Origin of the sequence: Helicobacter pylori (assembly GCF_014497725.1) — a bacterium.
Taxonomy (GTDB): Bacteria; Campylobacterota; Campylobacteria; order Campylobacterales; family Helicobacteraceae; genus Helicobacter; species Helicobacter pylori_DE.
In genome coordinates, this window is sequence record NZ_JACTGF010000005.1 from 1 (window position 1) to 16,695 (window position 16,695).

20 protein-coding genes and 1 pseudogene are annotated in these 16,695 nt (G+C 41.1%); 3 read left to right on the plus strand and 18 right to left on the minus strand.

All coding sequences use genetic code 11. The features are described 5' to 3' along the window. Nucleotides 1–251 precede the first annotated feature (251 nt). Nucleotides 252–641 carry a type II toxin-antitoxin system HP0895 family antitoxin gene (locus H7N69_RS04850; protein WP_187884966.1) on the plus strand — a complete coding sequence of 130 codons (390 nt, stop codon included), beginning with the start codon at nt 252–254 and terminating at the stop codon, nt 639–641. Next, nucleotides 622–908, plus strand: a pseudogene (gene vapD, locus H7N69_RS04855) (endoribonuclease VapD). The gene H7N69_RS04850 and the pseudogene vapD overlap by 20 nt, the downstream one beginning before the upstream one ends. Nucleotides 909–1,083: 175 nt before the next feature. Here the strand turns inward: vapD and H7N69_RS07900 are convergent. Then, entirely contained in the window at nt 1,084–1,251 is a 168-nt protein-coding gene (locus H7N69_RS07900) for a hypothetical protein (protein WP_001003039.1), read from the minus strand. A 149-nt stretch (nt 1,252–1,400) separates the two neighbouring features. On the opposite strand from H7N69_RS07900, the gene H7N69_RS04860 reads away from it, so the two are divergent. Next, a complete protein-coding gene (locus H7N69_RS04860; RefSeq protein ID WP_187884967.1) occupies nt 1,401–2,546 on the plus strand; it encodes a YbfB/YjiJ family MFS transporter in 1,146 nt (381 codons plus the stop codon). Between the two features lie 5 nt (nt 2,547–2,551). On the opposite strand, the gene H7N69_RS04865 is transcribed toward H7N69_RS04860, so the two are convergent. The 17 genes from H7N69_RS04865 to rplU form a co-directional block, all read right to left on the minus strand. Further along, nucleotides 2,552–3,517 (minus strand): CobW family GTP-binding protein, encoded by a 966-nt coding sequence (locus H7N69_RS04865; protein WP_187884968.1) that lies wholly within the window; start codon nt 3,515–3,517, stop codon nt 2,552–2,554. Then, the gene (locus H7N69_RS04870) at nt 3,517–3,879 is read right to left on the minus strand and encodes a hypothetical protein (RefSeq protein WP_042633469.1); all 363 of its coding nucleotides are present in this window, start codon (nt 3,877–3,879) and stop codon (nt 3,517–3,519) included. The genes H7N69_RS04865 and H7N69_RS04870 overlap by 1 nt, the downstream gene beginning before the upstream one ends. A gap of 46 nt (nt 3,880–3,925) precedes the next feature. Then, nucleotides 3,926–4,807 carry a polysaccharide deacetylase family protein gene (locus tag H7N69_RS04875; RefSeq protein WP_187884969.1) on the minus strand — a complete coding sequence of 294 codons (882 nt, stop codon included), beginning with the start codon at nt 4,805–4,807 and terminating at the stop codon, nt 3,926–3,928. Nucleotides 4,808–4,819: 12 nt separating this feature from the next. Beyond that, a complete protein-coding gene (locus H7N69_RS04880; protein ID WP_187884970.1) occupies nt 4,820–5,698 on the minus strand; it encodes a carbon-nitrogen hydrolase family protein in 879 nt (292 codons plus the stop codon). A gap of 83 nt (nt 5,699–5,781) precedes the next feature. Further along, nucleotides 5,782–6,186, minus strand: coding sequence for a hypothetical protein (locus H7N69_RS04885; RefSeq protein ID WP_000336521.1), 405 nt, complete (start codon nt 6,184–6,186; stop codon nt 5,782–5,784). Between the two features lie 15 nt (nt 6,187–6,201). Further along, nucleotides 6,202–6,465 carry an AtpZ/AtpI family protein gene (locus tag H7N69_RS04890; RefSeq protein ID WP_000743082.1) on the minus strand — a complete coding sequence of 88 codons (264 nt, stop codon included), beginning with the start codon at nt 6,463–6,465 and terminating at the stop codon, nt 6,202–6,204. A gap of 5 nt (nt 6,466–6,470) precedes the next feature. Continuing rightward, entirely contained in the window at nt 6,471–7,763 is a 1,293-nt protein-coding gene (hemL, locus tag H7N69_RS04895; RefSeq protein ID WP_187884971.1) for a glutamate-1-semialdehyde 2,1-aminomutase, read from the minus strand. 9 nt (nt 7,764–7,772) lie between these two features. Beyond that, nucleotides 7,773–8,327, minus strand: coding sequence for a YceI family protein (locus H7N69_RS04900; protein WP_187840398.1), 555 nt, complete (start codon nt 8,325–8,327; stop codon nt 7,773–7,775). Nucleotides 8,328–8,591: 264 nt separating this feature from the next. Further along, nucleotides 8,592–9,587, minus strand: a complete 996-nt coding sequence (locus H7N69_RS04905; RefSeq protein WP_187884972.1) for an alginate lyase family protein — start codon at nt 9,585–9,587, stop codon at nt 8,592–8,594. Nucleotides 9,588–9,623: 36 nt separating this feature from the next. Further along, nucleotides 9,624–10,706 (minus strand): GTPase ObgE, encoded by a 1,083-nt coding sequence (gene obgE / locus H7N69_RS04910; protein WP_187884973.1) that lies wholly within the window; start codon nt 10,704–10,706, stop codon nt 9,624–9,626. A gap of 19 nt (nt 10,707–10,725) precedes the next feature. After that, nucleotides 10,726–11,532, minus strand: coding sequence for an ABC transporter ATP-binding protein (locus tag H7N69_RS04915; RefSeq protein ID WP_000770449.1), 807 nt, complete (start codon nt 11,530–11,532; stop codon nt 10,726–10,728). Next, nucleotides 11,529–12,392: an ABC transporter ATP-binding protein gene (locus tag H7N69_RS04920; protein WP_000599846.1), complete on the minus strand. Its 864-nt coding sequence runs from the start codon at nt 12,390–12,392 to the stop codon at nt 11,529–11,531. The genes H7N69_RS04915 and H7N69_RS04920 overlap by 4 nt, the downstream gene beginning before the upstream one ends. Before the next feature lie 11 nt (nt 12,393–12,403). Continuing rightward, the gene (locus H7N69_RS04925; protein WP_000443357.1) at nt 12,404–13,261 is read right to left on the minus strand and encodes an ABC transporter permease; all 858 of its coding nucleotides are present in this window, start codon (nt 13,259–13,261) and stop codon (nt 12,404–12,406) included. After that, the gene (locus H7N69_RS04930) at nt 13,261–14,265 is read right to left on the minus strand and encodes an ABC transporter permease (protein WP_000948002.1); all 1,005 of its coding nucleotides are present in this window, start codon (nt 14,263–14,265) and stop codon (nt 13,261–13,263) included. The genes H7N69_RS04925 and H7N69_RS04930 overlap by 1 nt, the downstream gene beginning before the upstream one ends. Nucleotides 14,266–14,275: 10 nt before the next feature. Beyond that, on the minus strand, nt 14,276–15,925 hold the full coding sequence (locus H7N69_RS04935) for an ABC transporter substrate-binding protein (RefSeq protein WP_187884974.1): 1,650 nt from the start codon (nt 15,923–15,925) through the stop codon (nt 14,276–14,278). Nucleotides 15,926–16,041: 116 nt separating this feature from the next. Beyond that, nucleotides 16,042–16,308, minus strand: coding sequence for a 50S ribosomal protein L27 (gene rpmA / locus H7N69_RS04940; RefSeq protein ID WP_000940618.1), 267 nt, complete (start codon nt 16,306–16,308; stop codon nt 16,042–16,044). 14 nt (nt 16,309–16,322) lie between these two features. Beyond that, nucleotides 16,323–16,637 (minus strand): 50S ribosomal protein L21, encoded by a 315-nt coding sequence (gene rplU / locus H7N69_RS04945; protein WP_187884975.1) that lies wholly within the window; start codon nt 16,635–16,637, stop codon nt 16,323–16,325. Nucleotides 16,638–16,695 lie beyond the last annotated feature (58 nt).

The following is a 16,695-nucleotide window of genomic DNA, read 5'->3' on the forward strand; positions in this document are numbered from 1 at the left end:
CGTTTTTGATGATTAGTTAGTGGGAAACTTGACGCTAATTCAAGCGGTAATCTCTTAAAAAAGCGCTTCTTTAGGGGGGTTAATCTTTTAATCTTTTTTCTTTTAATCTTTTTTCTTTTAATCTTTTCACTGACATTTCACTGATATTCCACTCTGCTTTTTAATCTTTAAGTTTTATTTTTCTAACCTTTTTAATCTCGCTCTATCGCTTGCGCTATAATGAATTGGTATTTTTAAAAAAAGGGATAAGCATGCCAAACACCACCAACAAAGACTACACAAAATACAGCCAAAGACAGCTTTTTAATTTAATCCATCAATTAGAGCGAAAAATCAAAAAGATGCAAAATGATAGAGTTTCTTTTAAAGAAAAAATGGCTAAAGAATTGGAAAAAAGGGATCAAAACTTTAAGGATAAAATAGACGCATTAAATGAACTCTTGCAAAAAATCAGCCAAGCTTTTGATGATAAAAGAGATTGCTGTTTGGGGCGCAAGATCCCAAACATTCAAACGCAACAAGCCATGAGAGATGCGTTAAATGGGGTTAATCTCACTCAAATTGATAGTTTAGATGATCTTACAAACGAGTTAAAAAGAGAAAATAATAAAGGTTTTGAAAATGTATGCTTTAGCGTTTGATTTAAAGATTGAGATTTTAAAAAAAAGAATACGGAAGAACCCTACAATAAAGCCTATGATGATTTAAGGTAAGAATTAGAGCTATTAGGGTTTGAAAACACTCAAGGGAGCGTTTATGTTAATTATTCTAAAGAAAACACTCTAGTGCAAGTCTATAAAGCGATCAATAAACTCTCTCAAATTGAGTGGTTTAAAAAGTCTGTTAGGGATATTAGAGCGTTTAAGGTAGAGGACTTTAGCGATTTCACTGAGATTGTGAAATCCTAGTGTTTAGCCAAATTTTTAAGATTCTTGGCACTTATAGAGTGAAAAGCAACGCTTTTTTTAGTAAGACTAGGCAGTCATAGCGAGCTGTTTTATAAACTACCCATAACGCTTAAAAAGAACACAACAATCGCAGTTAACTCTAAACCGCTATAAAAAATAACTTAAGCGTTCAACTCTACTTTTTCTCAGTGATGCTCTCCTTTAAGCCTAGCCCATAGTTAAATCTCTGTTTCATCAATTGATCACCACCGCAAAGAAGCCTTATTCTAGTAGAAGCCTTGTTTTTATGAAGCGCTTTTGAAACAAGCTCTGTAACGCTAATAACCAACTCTTTTTCATTCAATCGTGGGGTCTCTTTAATGATACACGCTCACTAAATAGCATGAACGCTCCTTGAATTTATTCTCATCTCGCTCCCATTATGCACTATCAATTAACAAGTTTCAATATAATATAAGATCTTGTTTTTTTATAACTTTGTTAAGGATTAAAATGCGTGTGTTTGTTTGCTTTTTAGGGGTTTTTGTGTCTAACGGCTTGGCTCGTTTTGGCTATGTGGTTTTAATCCCCCTACTCATTTTATCAGGGAGTTTAACCCCACACCAAAGCTTCCAATTAGGGATTGCGGTGTTAATGGGCTATGTTTTTGGGAGTTTTTTAATCCAATTTTTAAGCCCGTTAATGTCATTAGAAAGCATCGCTAAAATCAGTTTTGGCTTGATCGCTTTGAGTTTTTTAGTCTGTTATTTTGATAGTATCCCTTTCTTTTGGCTTTGGATCTGGCGTTTTATCGCCGGTGTGGCTAGCAGTGCGTTAATGATTTTAGTCGCCCCTCTCTCTTTGCCCTATGTCAAAGAACATAAAAAAGCCTTAGTGGGAGGGCTTATTTTTAGCGCTGTAGGCATTGGATCTGTCTTTAGCGGGTTCGTTCTGCCATGGATTAGCTCTTATAATATCAAATGGGCATGGATTTTTTTAGGGGGCAGTTGTTTGATAGCCTTCATCCTTTCCTTAGTGGGGTTAAAAACCCGTTCTTTAAGGAAAAAATCCGTTAAAAAAGAAGAAAGCGCGTTTAAAATCCCCTTTCATTTGTGGTTATTGCTCATTTCTTGCGCGCTCAATGCGATTGGTTTTTTACCGCACACGCTTTTTTGGGTGGATTATTTGATCCGTCATTTAAATATCTCCCCCACTGTCGCTGGGACTTCATGGGCGTTTTTTGGTTTTGGAGCCACGCTTGGCTCTTTAATCAGCGGTCCCATGGCTCAAAAGCTAGGGGCTAAAGAAGCCAATATCTTTATCCTCATTTTAAAATCTATCGCATGCTTTTTGCCCATTTTTTTCCACCAAATCTCTTTACTCAATTTAAGCATCTTCATAATGGGAGCGGCCACAACCGCCAATATCAATTTATTCAGCATGATGGCTTTAAAAATTGCAGGCGCGAAGCATTTCGCTAAAGCGTCTTCGTGGGTGGTGTTTTCTTTTGGCATTTTCCAAGCGCTTTTTTCGTATCTTTTTACGATCTTTTTAGGGGATTTGGGCTATGTTTTGATTTTTGTTATTTGTGGGGTGTGTTTGGTTTTAAGCTTCATCGTTCTTTTCCCCATCAAAATGCAAACAGCTAGCAATAAATAGAAAAATTATGGGGTTTCAAAACCCTTAATGCCGAGAAAATGCTTAAAACCCTTTAAGGAATTTAAGATTTTTTCACGCTCTAAATGGCGCATGATAAAAACGAGATTAGAGCCGTTTTGATTCTTTAAAATGTGCTTGGGCGGATAAATCACATGCATCACGCCGTTAATGCTCACTAAAAGATCGCTTCCAATATCAATAATCCCCTTTATGCGTAAAATCTGCGTGCCGTATTGATGCAACAACAAACTCAGCCAAATCCCAAACGCGCTCCATTCCATCGCGCCTTCAAACCTGATGCTTAAAGTCTCAAAGCCTTGCGAGTGCGAATCTTTTGGCATTCTTGGCATAAAATTTCGTGCCCCATTTTTGCGTGAAAAAAAGCTTTCGTAATCTATACTTTTCTTGTCAAAAATTTCTGCACTAGGGTTAAGGGATTGTATCCGCTCTTTTATTTTCATTAAAGCCACGCTATCGTTTTGCAAATCCGTTTTGGTCAATAAAACGCTATCAGCAAAAACGATTTGCTCTTTAGCTTCGTTGTTTGTTAAATGCGTTTTAGCATTCAAAACATCCACGCAAGCCACCACGCTTTGAATCTCAAAATGCGCCCCTAAAAAAACATCGCTCAAAATCGTCCATAAAATCGGTGCCGGGTTGGCTAAACCGGTGGTTTCAATGATGACGCGCTTTAAAATTTCGCCGCGCCATTCATAGTTATTGAGCGTGGCTTTTAGAGACTCCACTAAATCTAAGCGTTTGTTACAACACACGCACCCTGCGTTAAGATAGAGCATTTTTTCACCGCAATATTGAACGCTTAAGATGCGTTGATCCAAAGCGGCTTGCCCGATTTCATTGATGATAAGGGCAACGCCTTGGTGATCTATTTGGTTTAAATATTCGCTTAAAAAACTCGTTTTACCGCTGCCTAAAAAACCTGTGATGAGCGTGATAGGGATTTTAGGCATCAGTGAGTGGCGTGTGGGTTTTGATTTAAAAACGCTAACAGATTAGAATCTAGCGCGTCCATCTCTTTTTTGGCTAATTTTTGCGCCTTATCCCACAAATCGCCTAAATCATTCACGATCACGCTCTGCCCTTTTTTATCGCACAGCACAAATTTCGCACCTTGCCAATCATCAATTTTTAGCCCATAAAACGCCAGGATTTGATTGAGCAATCTTACTCGTTTGAGTCTCGCTCTTTTGCGTTCTCTAGCATTTTCATTTGTGCTAATAAGCGCATTTGGATCTTTCAAATTTTCATCACTCCCATAATTTTCATCACTCCAGTGAAAAGAACTGATAAGCTCCCCGCATAAAACGCACATCTTCCAACCTTTTAATCAAACGCCAAAAATCTTTTTGGCGTTATTGCTATTTTTTTCTGGGGTTTCGTTTTAAGAAATCATCAGCGATTTCATTGAATGTTACCCAACGCACGCCCTCGTGCTGGTTGATATGCTCAATGATTTTTTCATGCATGAGCAACACTTGCGCACGTCCGCTCACATCAGGGTGGATTGTCATGCTAAATACCGCATAATCCATCTCACGATAAACCCAATCAAATTGATCGATCCACATTTGCCCTATATCGCGCGGGCTTACAAAACCAAAACTATTGGGGGATTTTTTGATAAACATCATCGGCGGTAAATCGTCCAAATACCAGTTTGCAGGGATTTCCACCAAATTTGTTTCCACCCCACGGATTAAAGGCTTCATCCAATCCTTAGCCTCCAAACTATAATCAATCTTGCTCCAACTATCCCCCACGCGCACGAAATAGGGCGTGAAATCATTGTGCATGAGCGAGTGGTCGTATTTGAAGCCGTGTTTTAAAAGCAATTCATTAGTGATATTAGAAAACTCCCACCACGGCGCCACATAGCCTGTAGGGGCTTTGCCGGTGAGATCTTTAATCAATTCAACGCTTTTTAACAAAACATCTTCTTCTTGCTTGGCGCTCATAGCGATAGGGTTTTCATGCGAATACCCATGCGCACCCACTTCATGCCCTGCATCCACGATCATTTTCATTTGCTCTGGAAAAGTTTCAATAGAATGCCCAGGTGCAAACCAAGTCGCCGGGAGATGGTATTTTTTAAACAATTTCAAAAGCCGTGGGATCCCCACTTCCCCCGCAAAAAGCCCACGCGAAATATCATCAGGCGAATCCTCCCCACCATAGCTCCCTAACCAACCAGCCACCGCATCAATATCCACGCCATAAGCCACTAAAATTTCTTTTGCCATAATCGCTCCTTTTTAAGTGAGTTTTCCAAACCCCTTTTTGGTGAGTTTGGTGTCAAAATCTTGTAAATAAGGGATTTTTTGGCGTTGCAACGCCACTTCGTTTAAATCCATTTCGGCGATAATGACTTCATTAAGCTTAGTGGCTTGCGCGATGATTTTCCCATTGGGCGCGATGATTCTTGAATCGCCGGCAAATTCTAGCGTTTGTTTTAATTGAGCGTTAGTTTCTTCCCCACTATGATTGCACGCGCACACAAAACAGCCATTTTCTAACGCTCTAGCCTTGCTCAATAAATCCCAATTATAAGCCCTGGCTTTGCCAAACGCGCTAGGATAGATTAAAACCTCTGCTCCTTGTAACGCAAGCAAATTCGCACCCACGCCAAAGCCGATTTCATAGCAAATTTGCAAACCCACTTTCGCGCTAAAATCCCCAAAATCCAGCGTAAAAACCTCGTATTTTTTGCCCCTTTTGAAGCGCGATTTTTCATCGCCCCACAAATAGATTTTACGATGCTTGCCAACGATCCCGACTTTTGGTGGAATGATATAAGCACTGTCGTAGAGTTTTTTATCCGTTTTTTCAATGCTGCACGCCACTAGATGCACCTTATTAGACTTTGCAAAATTACTTAACGCGCTCAAAGTCTCGCTTTTTAGCTCGCTATGCTCTATCGCTTTAAAATCTATCCCAAACTCTGCGTCTTTATCATTCACGCAATAACCGCTATCAAACAATTCCGGTAAAATAATGAGATTCGCGCCTTTGTTATGGGCTTCTTTGGCTAGGTTGAGCGCTAATTGCAGGTTTTCATTTAAGGCGTAGGGTTTGGATTGCATTTGAATCACGGCGGTTTTTAGGATTCTTTTAGCGGAATTTTTTGTTTTCAAGATCCACTCCCATTTTTGTTTTTATTGTATAGGATTAAAAATTAAAAGAGAATTAAAGGGGTTAAAATCCATGTGAGTTTGTGTCAAAACTTACCATTATTGTTTAAAAATCGTAATAACGCGCTAGAGAGCGAGCTCACAAACACGCCGATAAGAAAGATTAACCCATTAAAAAGATGCAAGAATAAAAGCGCTCCTAAAATGCCTAGTAAAACCCCATACCCCCCTAAACGCCACACATTGAAAGACATTTCCAAACCCAGGGCGAATTTTTGAAATTTTTGCTTTTCTTCTTTTTCTCCTGAATTTTGTTTCCTTAAATCCAAACGCTTTTTAACGCCGTAATACGAAGACAACGCCACGATAAAAAACCCCAAAAACCCCCCCTCAAAATTCAAAACCCCTTGAAATGCTTGGAAAAAATAAACGATGATCGCGCTAACTATATTGATAGAAAGTAAAACAAGCAAGCATTGGATTTGGCACATGGGCTTTTATGGTATTTATTTTGTTTTGTTTTGTGTGTATTTAGGGTCTTTGGCTAATTCTTCATAGTCTTTTTGCATGTTTTTATAAGCTTTATAGACATTAAGAAAACTCGCTAACACGCCCCAAATAACCCCAAGCCAAAAAAGCCACGAAATATGAGTGAGCTCTTTAAGCCCATAGCCTATAGCCACGCCCATAAGGATCGCTACCACCATAGACAGCCCTAAGCTCAAATAATTCGCCCCCTCTATGAATTTATAATACTTTGGCTTTTTCAAAAAAATCACACGCCCTTTATGATTTCATCAAAACTTTCATCGGCTTTTGAGATCACTAAATCAATCATCTCTTCAGTCATAGGCTCACAAATAAAGCCGGTTTCAAAGCTTGAACATGCCAAATACACGCCCTTAAAAAGCATTTTTTGATGGAATTTTGCAAACATCTCCGTATCGCTTTTTAAAGCGTCATCAAAATCACGCACCGCATTTTCGTTAAAGAAAAAGCCAAACATGCTCCCTCTGTTGAGCGTCTCTAAAGCGATATTATAGCTTTGAGCGCTCTTTTTTAAACCTTGAGTCAAACGAACGGCTAAAGCGTTCAAGCGGGTATAAAGGGTTTTGTCTCTTTTGATTTTATAAAGCACACTCAACCCTGCGCACACCGCTAGGGGGTTACCGCTCAAAGTGCCTGCTTGATACACGCTTCCAATGGGCGAAAGCAAGTCCATAATTTCTGCACGCCCCCCAAAACACGCCAAAGGAAGCCCCGCGCCTATCACCTTACCAAAGGTTACCAAATCCGGCACCACGCCATAAAATTCTTGCGAACCGCTCAAACTCGCTCTAAACCCGCTCATCACTTCATCTAAAATCAGCACCGCTTGGTATTTTTCACACAAGGCCTTTAAGCCCAGTAAAAACTCTTTTTGAGCCGGCACTAACCCCATATTCCCGGCAATGGGTTCAATGATGACGCAACCCACATTGCCTTTTTTAAAGCATTCTTCTGTGGAGTTCAAGTCGTTATAACGAGCCACTAGAGTGTGTTTGCTAAAATCGTTCGGCACGCCTAAAGAAGAAGGCGATCCAAAAGTAGCGCACCCACTACCCGCTTTCACCAATAAGGAGTCGCTATGCCCATGATAGCACCCCTCAAACTTGATCAAATCGTCTTTTTGGCTATAAGCTCTAGCGAGTCGTATCGCGCTCATGGTCGCTTCCGTGCCGCTACTCACTAAACGCACCTTATCTAAGCCTTCATAACAAGAAATGATTTCCTTAGCTAAAGTGGTTTCTAATTCTGTGGGAGCGCCAAAAGAAGTGCCTTTTTTTAATGCATTAATAATATTTTCTTCAATCTCTTCATCAGCATGCCCAAAAATCAAAGGCCCCCAGCTTTGCACAAAATCTATATAATGGTTGTTATCCACATCATAAAGATACGCCCCCTTACCTTTTAAAATAAAGGGGGGAGTGCCTTTAACGCTCTTAAACGCCCTCACAGGTGAATTGACCCCCCCAGCGATCACCTGCTTGGCTTCATTAAAATCATTAATGCTGTGCAACAACTCCATGATTTTAAATCATCCCTTAATCATGCTTTCAAATTGGATTTCCACTTGCGACCAAGTCAAGCCCTCATGAAAGCTTTCGCATCGTTTGGCCAAGCTCGCTAATTCGTTTTTCAAGCCAAAACTCAACAAATCCAAAACCCCTTTAACCACGAGCTTATTCTCGGCAATCGTGTATTGCATAGGCACTTTTACCAGCTTTTCATTCATCCTCACATAAGCCGTAAGAGAACCTTCATGATCGCCTTCTATCACATTTCTAAAAGTTACTTTAATATTAGTGTTTTTAAAAAGAGCGAAAAAAGCTTCTTTCACATTTTTGTTTTTAGTGTCATCGCCTAAATTGACTTTCAAGCTATCCATGCTCGCGCTCGCTCCCTCTAAAAGGGTTTTTAAACTATCTTGAGATTTACCCAATTTATAGGTGATGCTTTCAAAACTCCCATTTACTGGCGTTTTAGCCTTAGTTTTAAAGGCTGTCCATGTTAGCTTAGCCGAAGATAAATCCAAATTCACCGCTTGCAAAAACCCTGCTAGTAAAACCGATACCAAAACCATTTTTTTCATTCATTATCCTTTAATGTGGTCTTATCAATAACGCTTATTATTTTAGTGTAAACAAGCACGCTTACAACTAAAACGATTCATTTTGATAATCATTTGCACTCTAAATACAGCCTAGAGATACAATTGCGTTTATTTTAAACTCTTTTTGTAAATAATGCTGACTGAACCAAACTTTCTGAATCAGTAAAAAAAATATTTTTATTGGAGCGCATGACTTAAGAAAAGGGAACAACCTCTACGCTATGATCTTGAATACAGAACAATTCATGGCGATCGGAGTTTCAACCTGAAACCATCTTCATGCAAATCGCCTTGTTTTAACAACTCATCCGCACTAGGACTGGAATAATGTTTGGCTAAAATAATGAAATAGGCGTTGTTATGCACCCCGATAAGGTTAGGCTGGAAATAAGGGAAAGTTTCAGGGTTTAGAATCCATGTTGCGGCTTTGTTATACGCCACAGAGAGTCTTTGTCCGGCTCCACTGCCCCACAAATCATACCCATTCTCAAAAAGCAATTCGCCTGATATAGTTAGCGCAAGAAGCGCGAAATTGGTATAAGCTATCCCCTTAATGCCCTTTGTAGGGCCGCCATGATAATCGCTCGTATCGCTCCTAGTGATCGCGCTAGCAATAACCCCACTCTCATCTATGGCTTTAAACACCCACTCTTGCCACCGATTAGCGCTATTGTGCAAAAGGGCATGATCATCTAACGCTAGCGCAGAGCTCACATCAAAGAGAATGCCCCACGCCCCATGGTTAGTGTTAAGATCTGATTGAGAATATTGGCGCATCCGCTTAACGAAATCTTCGTATTCTGGGCTAGGGAATGCCTTTTTGACAAACCAATAAGCCATGTTCATATAAGGCATGTAGAAATTGATATTATCCTCGCTCTGATAAGTATCCACGCTTTGAAGCTCTTTAGCCCAAGCGTTTAAAATTTCTATAGCTTTTAAGCCGTATTGCTTATTCTTACTCACCAAATAACCTAGCGCTAAGTCATAAGACATGAGAGCGGATTTTTTAAAACTCTTTGTGCAGGCATCAGGCTCTCTAACCCCGGTAGAAGTGTAGTGTTTTGATGCGTTAAGTTGCATGCATGGCTGTATTGTTTGGGAGAGCTTTTTATCAAGATGGAGTTTTTTAGGCAAATCTCTAGATTTAAAATCCCTAAAAAAGTAATCTTGCCCGGCGTAAGCTTGAACGCAAACGCAAACAAACATGAATGATAAAAACAAAACAAATCTTTTCATTCCACGCCTTTATTTGAATGGTTTAAAAATAGCGTTTTAGGGTAACGCTTTTAACAACACAAATTTAAGCGCATGCGTATTAAGAGCGCTAACCGCTGAAAGGGGCAAGACAAAGAGCGCTGATTTTTCATTAGGGTTATTTTCAAAATCGCTGGTTAAATTGGGGTGCAAAAACCCCAAATACGGCTCTAAACCAAACGCGTTTAATTTTTGCACTTCTAAGTTTAAAAAGGTGCAAAAATCCTTAGTCATCTTATCAATGTTTTCTACAACATCGCATTTATTGAGCAACACCCCAAAAGGCTTATTGGCTAAAGCGGGTGAAAATTTTTCCAACTCCAATCTCAAGCGTTGGTATTGCTCTTTAATACCCAAATCCAGCCTGGAAGCGTCTAAAACAAAGGCTAGAACCTTAGTGCGCTCAATATGCTTTAAAAAGCTAATCCCTAAGCCTTTTCCTTGACTAGCCCCTTCAATAATGCCAGGAATATCCGCCATTAGAAATCCGCTTTTTTCATCCACGCTCACAACCCCTAAATTAGGCACTAAAGTCGTAAATTCATAATTAGCGATTTTAGGCTTAGCGTTAGAGATGGTGGAAATGAGCGTAGATTTACCCGCATTAGGGAAGCCCACCAACCCTATATCAGCGATGAGCTTTAATTCCAAACGCACGCATTTTTCAACCCCCTCCAAGCCTTTTTGCGCGTAAGTGGGTTGTTGTTTAGTCGCGCTTTTAAAATGCGCATTCCCTAACCCCCCCTTGCCTCCTTTTAAGGCTAACACCTTTTCTTTAGGCGTGATCAAATCAAGCCACAACTCATCACCTACAAAAACCTGCGTTCCTGGCGGCACGACAATGATCTTATCTTCGCCCTTTTTGCCCGCGCAATTCCGTGTGCCTCCTGGAGCCCCATTTTTAGCCTTATGGTGTTTGGTGCCTCTAAAATTCGCTAAAGTGTCGGTATTGTTATCCACTTCAAAATACACATCGCCCCCATCGCCCCCATCGCCCCCATCAGGGCCTCCCTTGATGACAAACTTTTCTCGCCTAAAACTCACCATTCCAGGCCCCCCCTTACCCGAAGCGATGATGATTTCCACGCTATCTACAAACACAGCTTAAAGATCCTTTCTTTTATTCAGCAAATCTTTGCATGGATTTTTCCAAATGCGGCACCGCATTGAGTAATTTCTGCGTATAAGGGTGCTTTGGAGCGCTTATCACGCTATCCACATCCCCGGTTTCTACGATTTGCCCTTGATTCATCACGATGATTTTATCGCTAATATGCTCCACCACCCCTAAATCATGGCTGATAAAAATATAAGTCAGCCCCATTTCTTTTTGCAAATCCAAGAGCAAATTCAGCACTTGCGCTTGAATGGACACGTCTAACGCAGACACAGGCTCATCGCAAATCACCACGCTAGGATGCAAAATGAGCGCCCTAGCAATGCCGATTCGCTGCCTTTGACCGCCTGAAAATTGGTGGGGGTAACGATCGATCCATTCTAATTTCAAGCCTACTTTTTGCATGATCTCTAGCACTTTTGTTTTGATTTCTTTTTTTGAAAAATGAGAGTTTAACAGCAAGGGTTCAGCGATAATCTCGCCCACTTTCCACCGAGGGTTTAAGCTAGAATAAGGGTCTTGAAAAATCATTTGCACCTTTTTGCGGTAATCAAACCAATCTTGTTTGCTAAAATGCAAATGGCGCTTGCCATTGAAATAAATCGCCCCGCTATCTTGCCTTTCAATCCCGGCTAAAATTTTGGCTGTCGTGCTTTTCCCGCAACCGCTCTCCCCCACAATGCTTAAAACTTCATTTTGTTCCACTTCAAAACTGATCCCATTGAGCGCATGGATGATCCTCTTGGGTTTGAATAACCCCCTGTCTATCGCATAGGATTTTTTCAATTCTTTAATTTCTAAGAGCTTCATCGCAACTCCTTTGGAAAACTCAAATAATCTATATTTTCATCCACGGTTTCTAAGCGTTTTTTGCGGTATTCTTTGCCCGGTTTAGGGATGGCGTTTAAAAGAGCCTTGGTATAGGGGTGTCTTGGGTCAGCAAAAAGCTCTTTGGCGCTCGCTTGCTCCACCACATGCCCTTTATACATCACCACCACTTCATCAGCGATCTGTGCCACCACGCCTAAATCATGGGTGATAAACAAAATAGAAGTGCCTTTTTTTTGTTGCAATTCTTTCATCAATTCCAAGATTTGCGCTTGAATGGTTACATCTAGCGCCGTCGTCGGCTCATCAGCGATCAAGATTTCAGGCTCACACACCATAGCCATAGCGATCATCACCCTTTGGCGTTGCCCTCCGCTGAGATTGAAAGGGTATTCATGGTATTTATCCCCGGCATGGGGAATGCCTACGCGCTCTAACTCATAGACCACCCTTTCTAAGCGTTCTTTTTTATTAAGGCTTGGGTGGTGGATTTTCAGCACTTCATTGATTTGAAACCCCACCGTGTAGGAAGGGTTTAGGCTCGTCATAGGCTCTTGAAAGATCATGCCAATTTTCTTGCCTCTGATTTCTTTTTGCATCTGCTTTTCTTTGAATTGCAACAAATCCTGCCCTAAAAATTGAATGCTCCCCCCCACAATTTTCCCGGGCTTTTCAATCAACCCTAGAATAGAAAGCGAAGTGATGCTTTTCCCGCTCCCGCTCTCCCCTACAATGCAAAGCGTTTGAGACTTTTTCAAGCCAAAACTCACGCCATCCACCGCTTTATTCACGCCCTTATCGGTGAAAAAATAAGTTTTTAAATCTTTAACTTCTAAAATCATGCAAGCTCCTTTTAAGAGGCCCGTTTAGGATCTAAAGCGTCCATGATGCCATCGCCTACCAGATTAAAACTCATGACCGTTAAAAAAATCATCACCCCAGGGAAAACAAGCATCCAAGGAGCGGTAGCGATGTATTGCATGGAATTCATCAGCATCGCTCCCCATTCGGGTTTAGGAGGTTGGGCCCCAAGACCTAAGAAGCTCAGCGCGGCCGCTTCTAAAACCGTGGAAGCAAAACCCATTGTCGTTTGCACGATCAAAGGGATAATGCAATTAGGGAAGATCACCTTACACATTAAACGAAGATGCGAAGAGCCATTGATTTTAGAAGCGATCACATATTCTTTTTCTTTTTCGCCTAGCACAGAACTGCGCACCAATCTTGCAAACCCAGGAATCCCCACAAACCCAATAGCGAGCATGGCGTTAGTGAGTGAAGGCCCTAACACCGCAACCACAATCACGATCAATAAAATAGAGGGCAAAGCGAACATGATGTCCATGATACGCATGATAATTGCATCTGTTTTCCCTCCAAAATACCCCGCTATTAGCCCTAATATCGTGCCAAAAAAGACCGCAATCCCCATAGAAACAATCCCTATGGTTAAAGAAATCCTGGCCCCATAGATCAAGCGACTCAAAATATCGCGCCCCAAATCATCGGTGCCTAAAAGGTATTTAGCGTTCCCTCCATGCTCCCATATAGGCTTTAAAAGGCGATCTTGCGCATTTTGCACATAAGGATCATGCGGGGCTAAAAGGGGCGCAAAAATCGCGCAAATTACCAATAAAAGCACAATCCATGCCCCAACGACCGCTGCCTTATTTTTTTTGAATTGTTGGATAAATTCTCTAAAAGACTCCATTATGACAACCTTATTCTAGGATCAATAAAAGCGTATAAAATATCCACTAAGAGATTAGCCCCAATATACATCATGGCAATAATCAAAGACATGGACTGGATAATGGGGAAATCGCGCTGGTTGAGTGCATTAACGATCCACTTGCCAATCCCAGGCCATGAGAAAACCGTTTCAGTTATCATGCTCCCCCCTAAAAGCCCGGCCAGCATCAAGCCTGCGATAGTCGTTACAGGGATTAAAGCGTTACGCAAAGTGTGCACAAAAATCACCCTAAAGGAGCTACACCCCTTAGCTTTAGCGGTGCGTACGTAATCTTCTTTAGACACTTCTGCCATGCTCGCGCGAGTCATCCTCGCAATAACAGCGGTAGAAACCGTGGCTAACACAATGCTAGGCAAAATCAAGTGCTTGATCGTATCCACAAACGCCCCATAATCCCTTGCGATCAGGCTGTCTATTAAATAAAGACCTGTGGGGCCATCTAAATAATACACATCGCTCAAACGCCCAAAAACAGGCAACCACCCCAATTGCACGCTGAAGATATAAATCAGCATGAGCCCTAGCCAAAACACCGGCATAGAAATCCCGGCTAAAGCGAAAGTCATGCTAGAATAATCAAACACGCTATAGCGTTTGATCGCAGCTAACACGCCAACGCTAATACCCAAAACAAGAGCCATAAACAGAGCGATCAAGGCTAATTCCACCGTAGCCGGGAAGCGTTGCCAAAACTCATGCATCACAGGCTCACCAGTCATGATAGAAGTGCCAAAATTGCCATGCAACACGTTATTGATAAAGAAAAAATACTGCTCTATCAAGGGCTTATTCAATCCAAATTGCTCCCTTAAAGCGTCAATAGCGGCTTGATTGGCCTTTTCGCCTAAAATCACTAACGCCGGATCTCCTGGCACTAAATGCACCATCATAAACACGATGATACTCACTCCAAACAGCGTGGGGATCGCCCACAAAATACGCTTAATGATAAAACTCAGCATACAACCCCTTTCATTTTTCTAAATACACCTTAAAGAAGCGATTCACGCTCACTCCGGTCGTTTTATAGCCTTTGACTTTAGACAAATGCGGCACCACTGAATAAGGATAAGCTAAAGGCACATAGGGCGCGTCTTTATGGATAATTTCTTGAGCCTTTAAATAAAGGGCTTCCCTCTCCTTTTGATCCGAAACGCGTTTAGCCTTTATGAGCAAATTGGAAAACTCCTTATTCTTATAAAAGGAATGGTTTTGAGTGGGTATAGCTAATGCCGCTTGCTCGCTCCATAAGGTGTATAAAAAATTATCCGGATCCGCAATGTCTGCCATCCAGCCTGAAAACGCCATTTCATGCTCGCCCAGACCCGTTCTTTTCAAATAAGCCCCCCACTCATACACTTCAATTTTCACATCAATGCCAATTTTAGCCAAGCTCGCTTGTATGAACACCGCTCCTTTTGGGTTACGAGTGGAAGTGGTAAAAATGGTGGTTTTAAAGCCGTTAGGATAGCCCGCTTGTTTCAGTAACTCCTTAGCCTTTTTCAAATCGTATTCATAGGGTTTGATATTATAGTTATAACCCCATATAGTGGGCGGGAAGGGATTGACCATTTTTTGAGCAAAGCCTTCATAAAGCACTTTGATGTAATCATCAACATTAATGGCATGATTGATAGCCAAACGCACCAAAGGGTTGTCAAAATACTTTTTTTGCGTGTTCAACGAAAGCCAACTCGCCAACAACCCAGCGCTTTTGTCCACCACAATATTAGGGACTTTTTCTAATTGCTCCACTTCATTGAGATTAGGTCCGGTCATTAGCATGACTTCGCCGGTTCTTAACGCCAAGGCGCGAGTGGAAGAGTTAGGAATGGTGCGCACCACCACTTTGTCTAAATAAGCTTTAGGCCCCCAATAATCCTGATTTTTAACCAAAATAATTTTCTCATCTTTATTCCACAAAAAGAATTTGAAAGGCCCCGTCCCAACAGGTTTTTTAGCCAACTCGTCTTTTTTATTGTTTTGTTCTAAATAATCAGCGTAATCCTTACTCAAAATGCTCAAAAAATCCATGCCCAAATTCGCTAAAAACGGGGCTTCTGGCTCATTAAGCGTGAATCTAATGGTATAATCATCTAAAGCTTCAATGCTCTTAATAATATGAGACATGCCCATGCCTTCCCAATACTTATAGCTTTTAGCCCCCGGGCTATAATATCGTTTAGCTTTATCCATTTGACGCTCAAACGAAAACAGCACGTCTTTAGCGCTAAACTCTACTTTTTTATTCCAGTATTTCGTCTGGTGGAAATAAACCCCTTTGCGTAAATGAAAGGTATATACAAGACCATCTGGGGATATTTCCCAACTTGTCGCTAAGGCGGGTTCAATTTCTGTCGTGCCGTATTTGAATTGCACGAGCGTGTCATAAATATTGCCCGTTGCCACATAGCTTTCGCCATCAGTCACTAAGGCCGGATCCATGCTCGAGCCATCAGCGCCTCTTGCAAAAACCAAAACGCCTCCAAAACGCTTTTGCTCTTCAACAGAAATATTTTCTTTAGATGGATTAAGAGTAGCGTTTGGGCTTTCTGAAGCTTTCAAAAAAGACCCAAACAATAAAAGAAAAAAAAACAAACCCTTAACAAAAACATTATTCATAAGCCAATCTCCACAACAAATTCTATAAAGGATAGAGATCTAAATTATAAATATTTTATGGCGTTTATAGGCGTTTAACAAACACCCAAAAGTCTAATTAACCTTTAAAGGTTACCCTACTCCCCAAAATTTTGACTAACCACAGAAACCTTCTTGCGATTTCTGTCTTTATGCTCAAACTTCACAACGCCATCTATGAGCGCGTATAAGGTATGGTCTTTCCCCATGCCCACATTATTACCAGGATGCATTTTAGTGCCTCTTTGGCGCACGATAATATTCCCTGCTCTCACAAACTCTGAGCCAAATTTTTTCACGCCTAAGCGTCTTCCTGCAGAATCTCTGTTATTCTGCGTGCTCCCTTGACCTTTCTTGTGTGCCATTGTTTAATACTCCTTTATGCTACAATTTTAGTGATTCTCACACGAGTGAAATCTCTTCTAAAACCACGCTTGGTTTTGCTGTCTTTTCGGCGGCGTTTTTTGAAAGTGATGACTTTTTTGCCACGCCCTTCATTGATCACTTCCGCTTCAATTTTAGCCCCATTCACAAAGGGTTTCCCGCAAGAGAGCCTGCCCTCTTTGGATACGGCTAACACTTCCACTAATTCCACTAAAGCCTTAGGCTCTTTATCCATTTTGTCCAATAAAACAATATCGCCTTCAACGACTTTATATTGCTTACCGCCATGCTTGAATATTGCGTATGACATTTCTATTCCTTAAAAATTGAACGCTCTTTTTAAAATAAACGCTTATTATAGTGAGTAT

Bases quoted from the DNA above. Each gene is read 5' to 3' on its own strand.
- H7N69_RS04850 (WP_187884966.1), top strand. From the start codon at position 252: ATGCCAAACACCACCAACAAAGACTACACAAAATACAGCCAAAGACAG.
- H7N69_RS04875 (WP_187884969.1), bottom strand. From the start codon at position 4,807: ATGGCAAAAGAAATTTTAGTGGCTTATGGCGTGGATATTGATGCGGTG.
- H7N69_RS04900 (WP_187840398.1), bottom strand. From the start codon at position 8,327: ATGAAAAAAATGGTTTTGGTATCGGTTTTACTAGCAGGGTTTTTGCAA.
- H7N69_RS04915 (WP_000770449.1), bottom strand. From the start codon at position 11,532: ATGAAGCTCTTAGAAATTAAAGAATTGAAAAAATCCTATGCGATAGAC.
- H7N69_RS04860 (WP_187884967.1), top strand. From the start codon at position 1,401: ATGCGTGTGTTTGTTTGCTTTTTAGGGGTTTTTGTGTCTAACGGCTTG.
- H7N69_RS04935 (WP_187884974.1), bottom strand. From the start codon at position 15,925: ATGAATAATGTTTTTGTTAAGGGTTTGTTTTTTTTTCTTTTATTGTTT.
- H7N69_RS04865 (WP_187884968.1), bottom strand. From the start codon at position 3,517: ATGCCTAAAATCCCTATCACGCTCATCACAGGTTTTTTAGGCAGCGGT.
- rplU (WP_187884975.1), bottom strand. From the start codon at position 16,637: ATGTCATACGCAATATTCAAGCATGGCGGTAAGCAATATAAAGTCGTT.
- H7N69_RS04925 (WP_000443357.1), bottom strand. From the start codon at position 13,261: ATGGAGTCTTTTAGAGAATTTATCCAACAATTCAAAAAAAATAAGGCA.
- H7N69_RS04920 (WP_000599846.1), bottom strand. From the start codon at position 12,392: ATGATTTTAGAAGTTAAAGATTTAAAAACTTATTTTTTCACCGATAAG.
- rpmA (WP_000940618.1), bottom strand. From the start codon at position 16,308: ATGGCACACAAGAAAGGTCAAGGGAGCACGCAGAATAACAGAGATTCT.
- H7N69_RS04870 (WP_042633469.1), bottom strand. From the start codon at position 3,879: ATGTGCGTTTTATGCGGGGAGCTTATCAGTTCTTTTCACTGGAGTGAT.
- H7N69_RS04885 (WP_000336521.1), bottom strand. From the start codon at position 6,186: ATGTGCCAAATCCAATGCTTGCTTGTTTTACTTTCTATCAATATAGTT.
- H7N69_RS04930 (WP_000948002.1), bottom strand. From the start codon at position 14,265: ATGCTGAGTTTTATCATTAAGCGTATTTTGTGGGCGATCCCCACGCTG.
- hemL (WP_187884971.1), bottom strand. From the start codon at position 7,763: ATGGAGTTGTTGCACAGCATTAATGATTTTAATGAAGCCAAGCAGGTG.
- H7N69_RS04905 (WP_187884972.1), bottom strand. From the start codon at position 9,587: ATGAAAAGATTTGTTTTGTTTTTATCATTCATGTTTGTTTGCGTTTGC.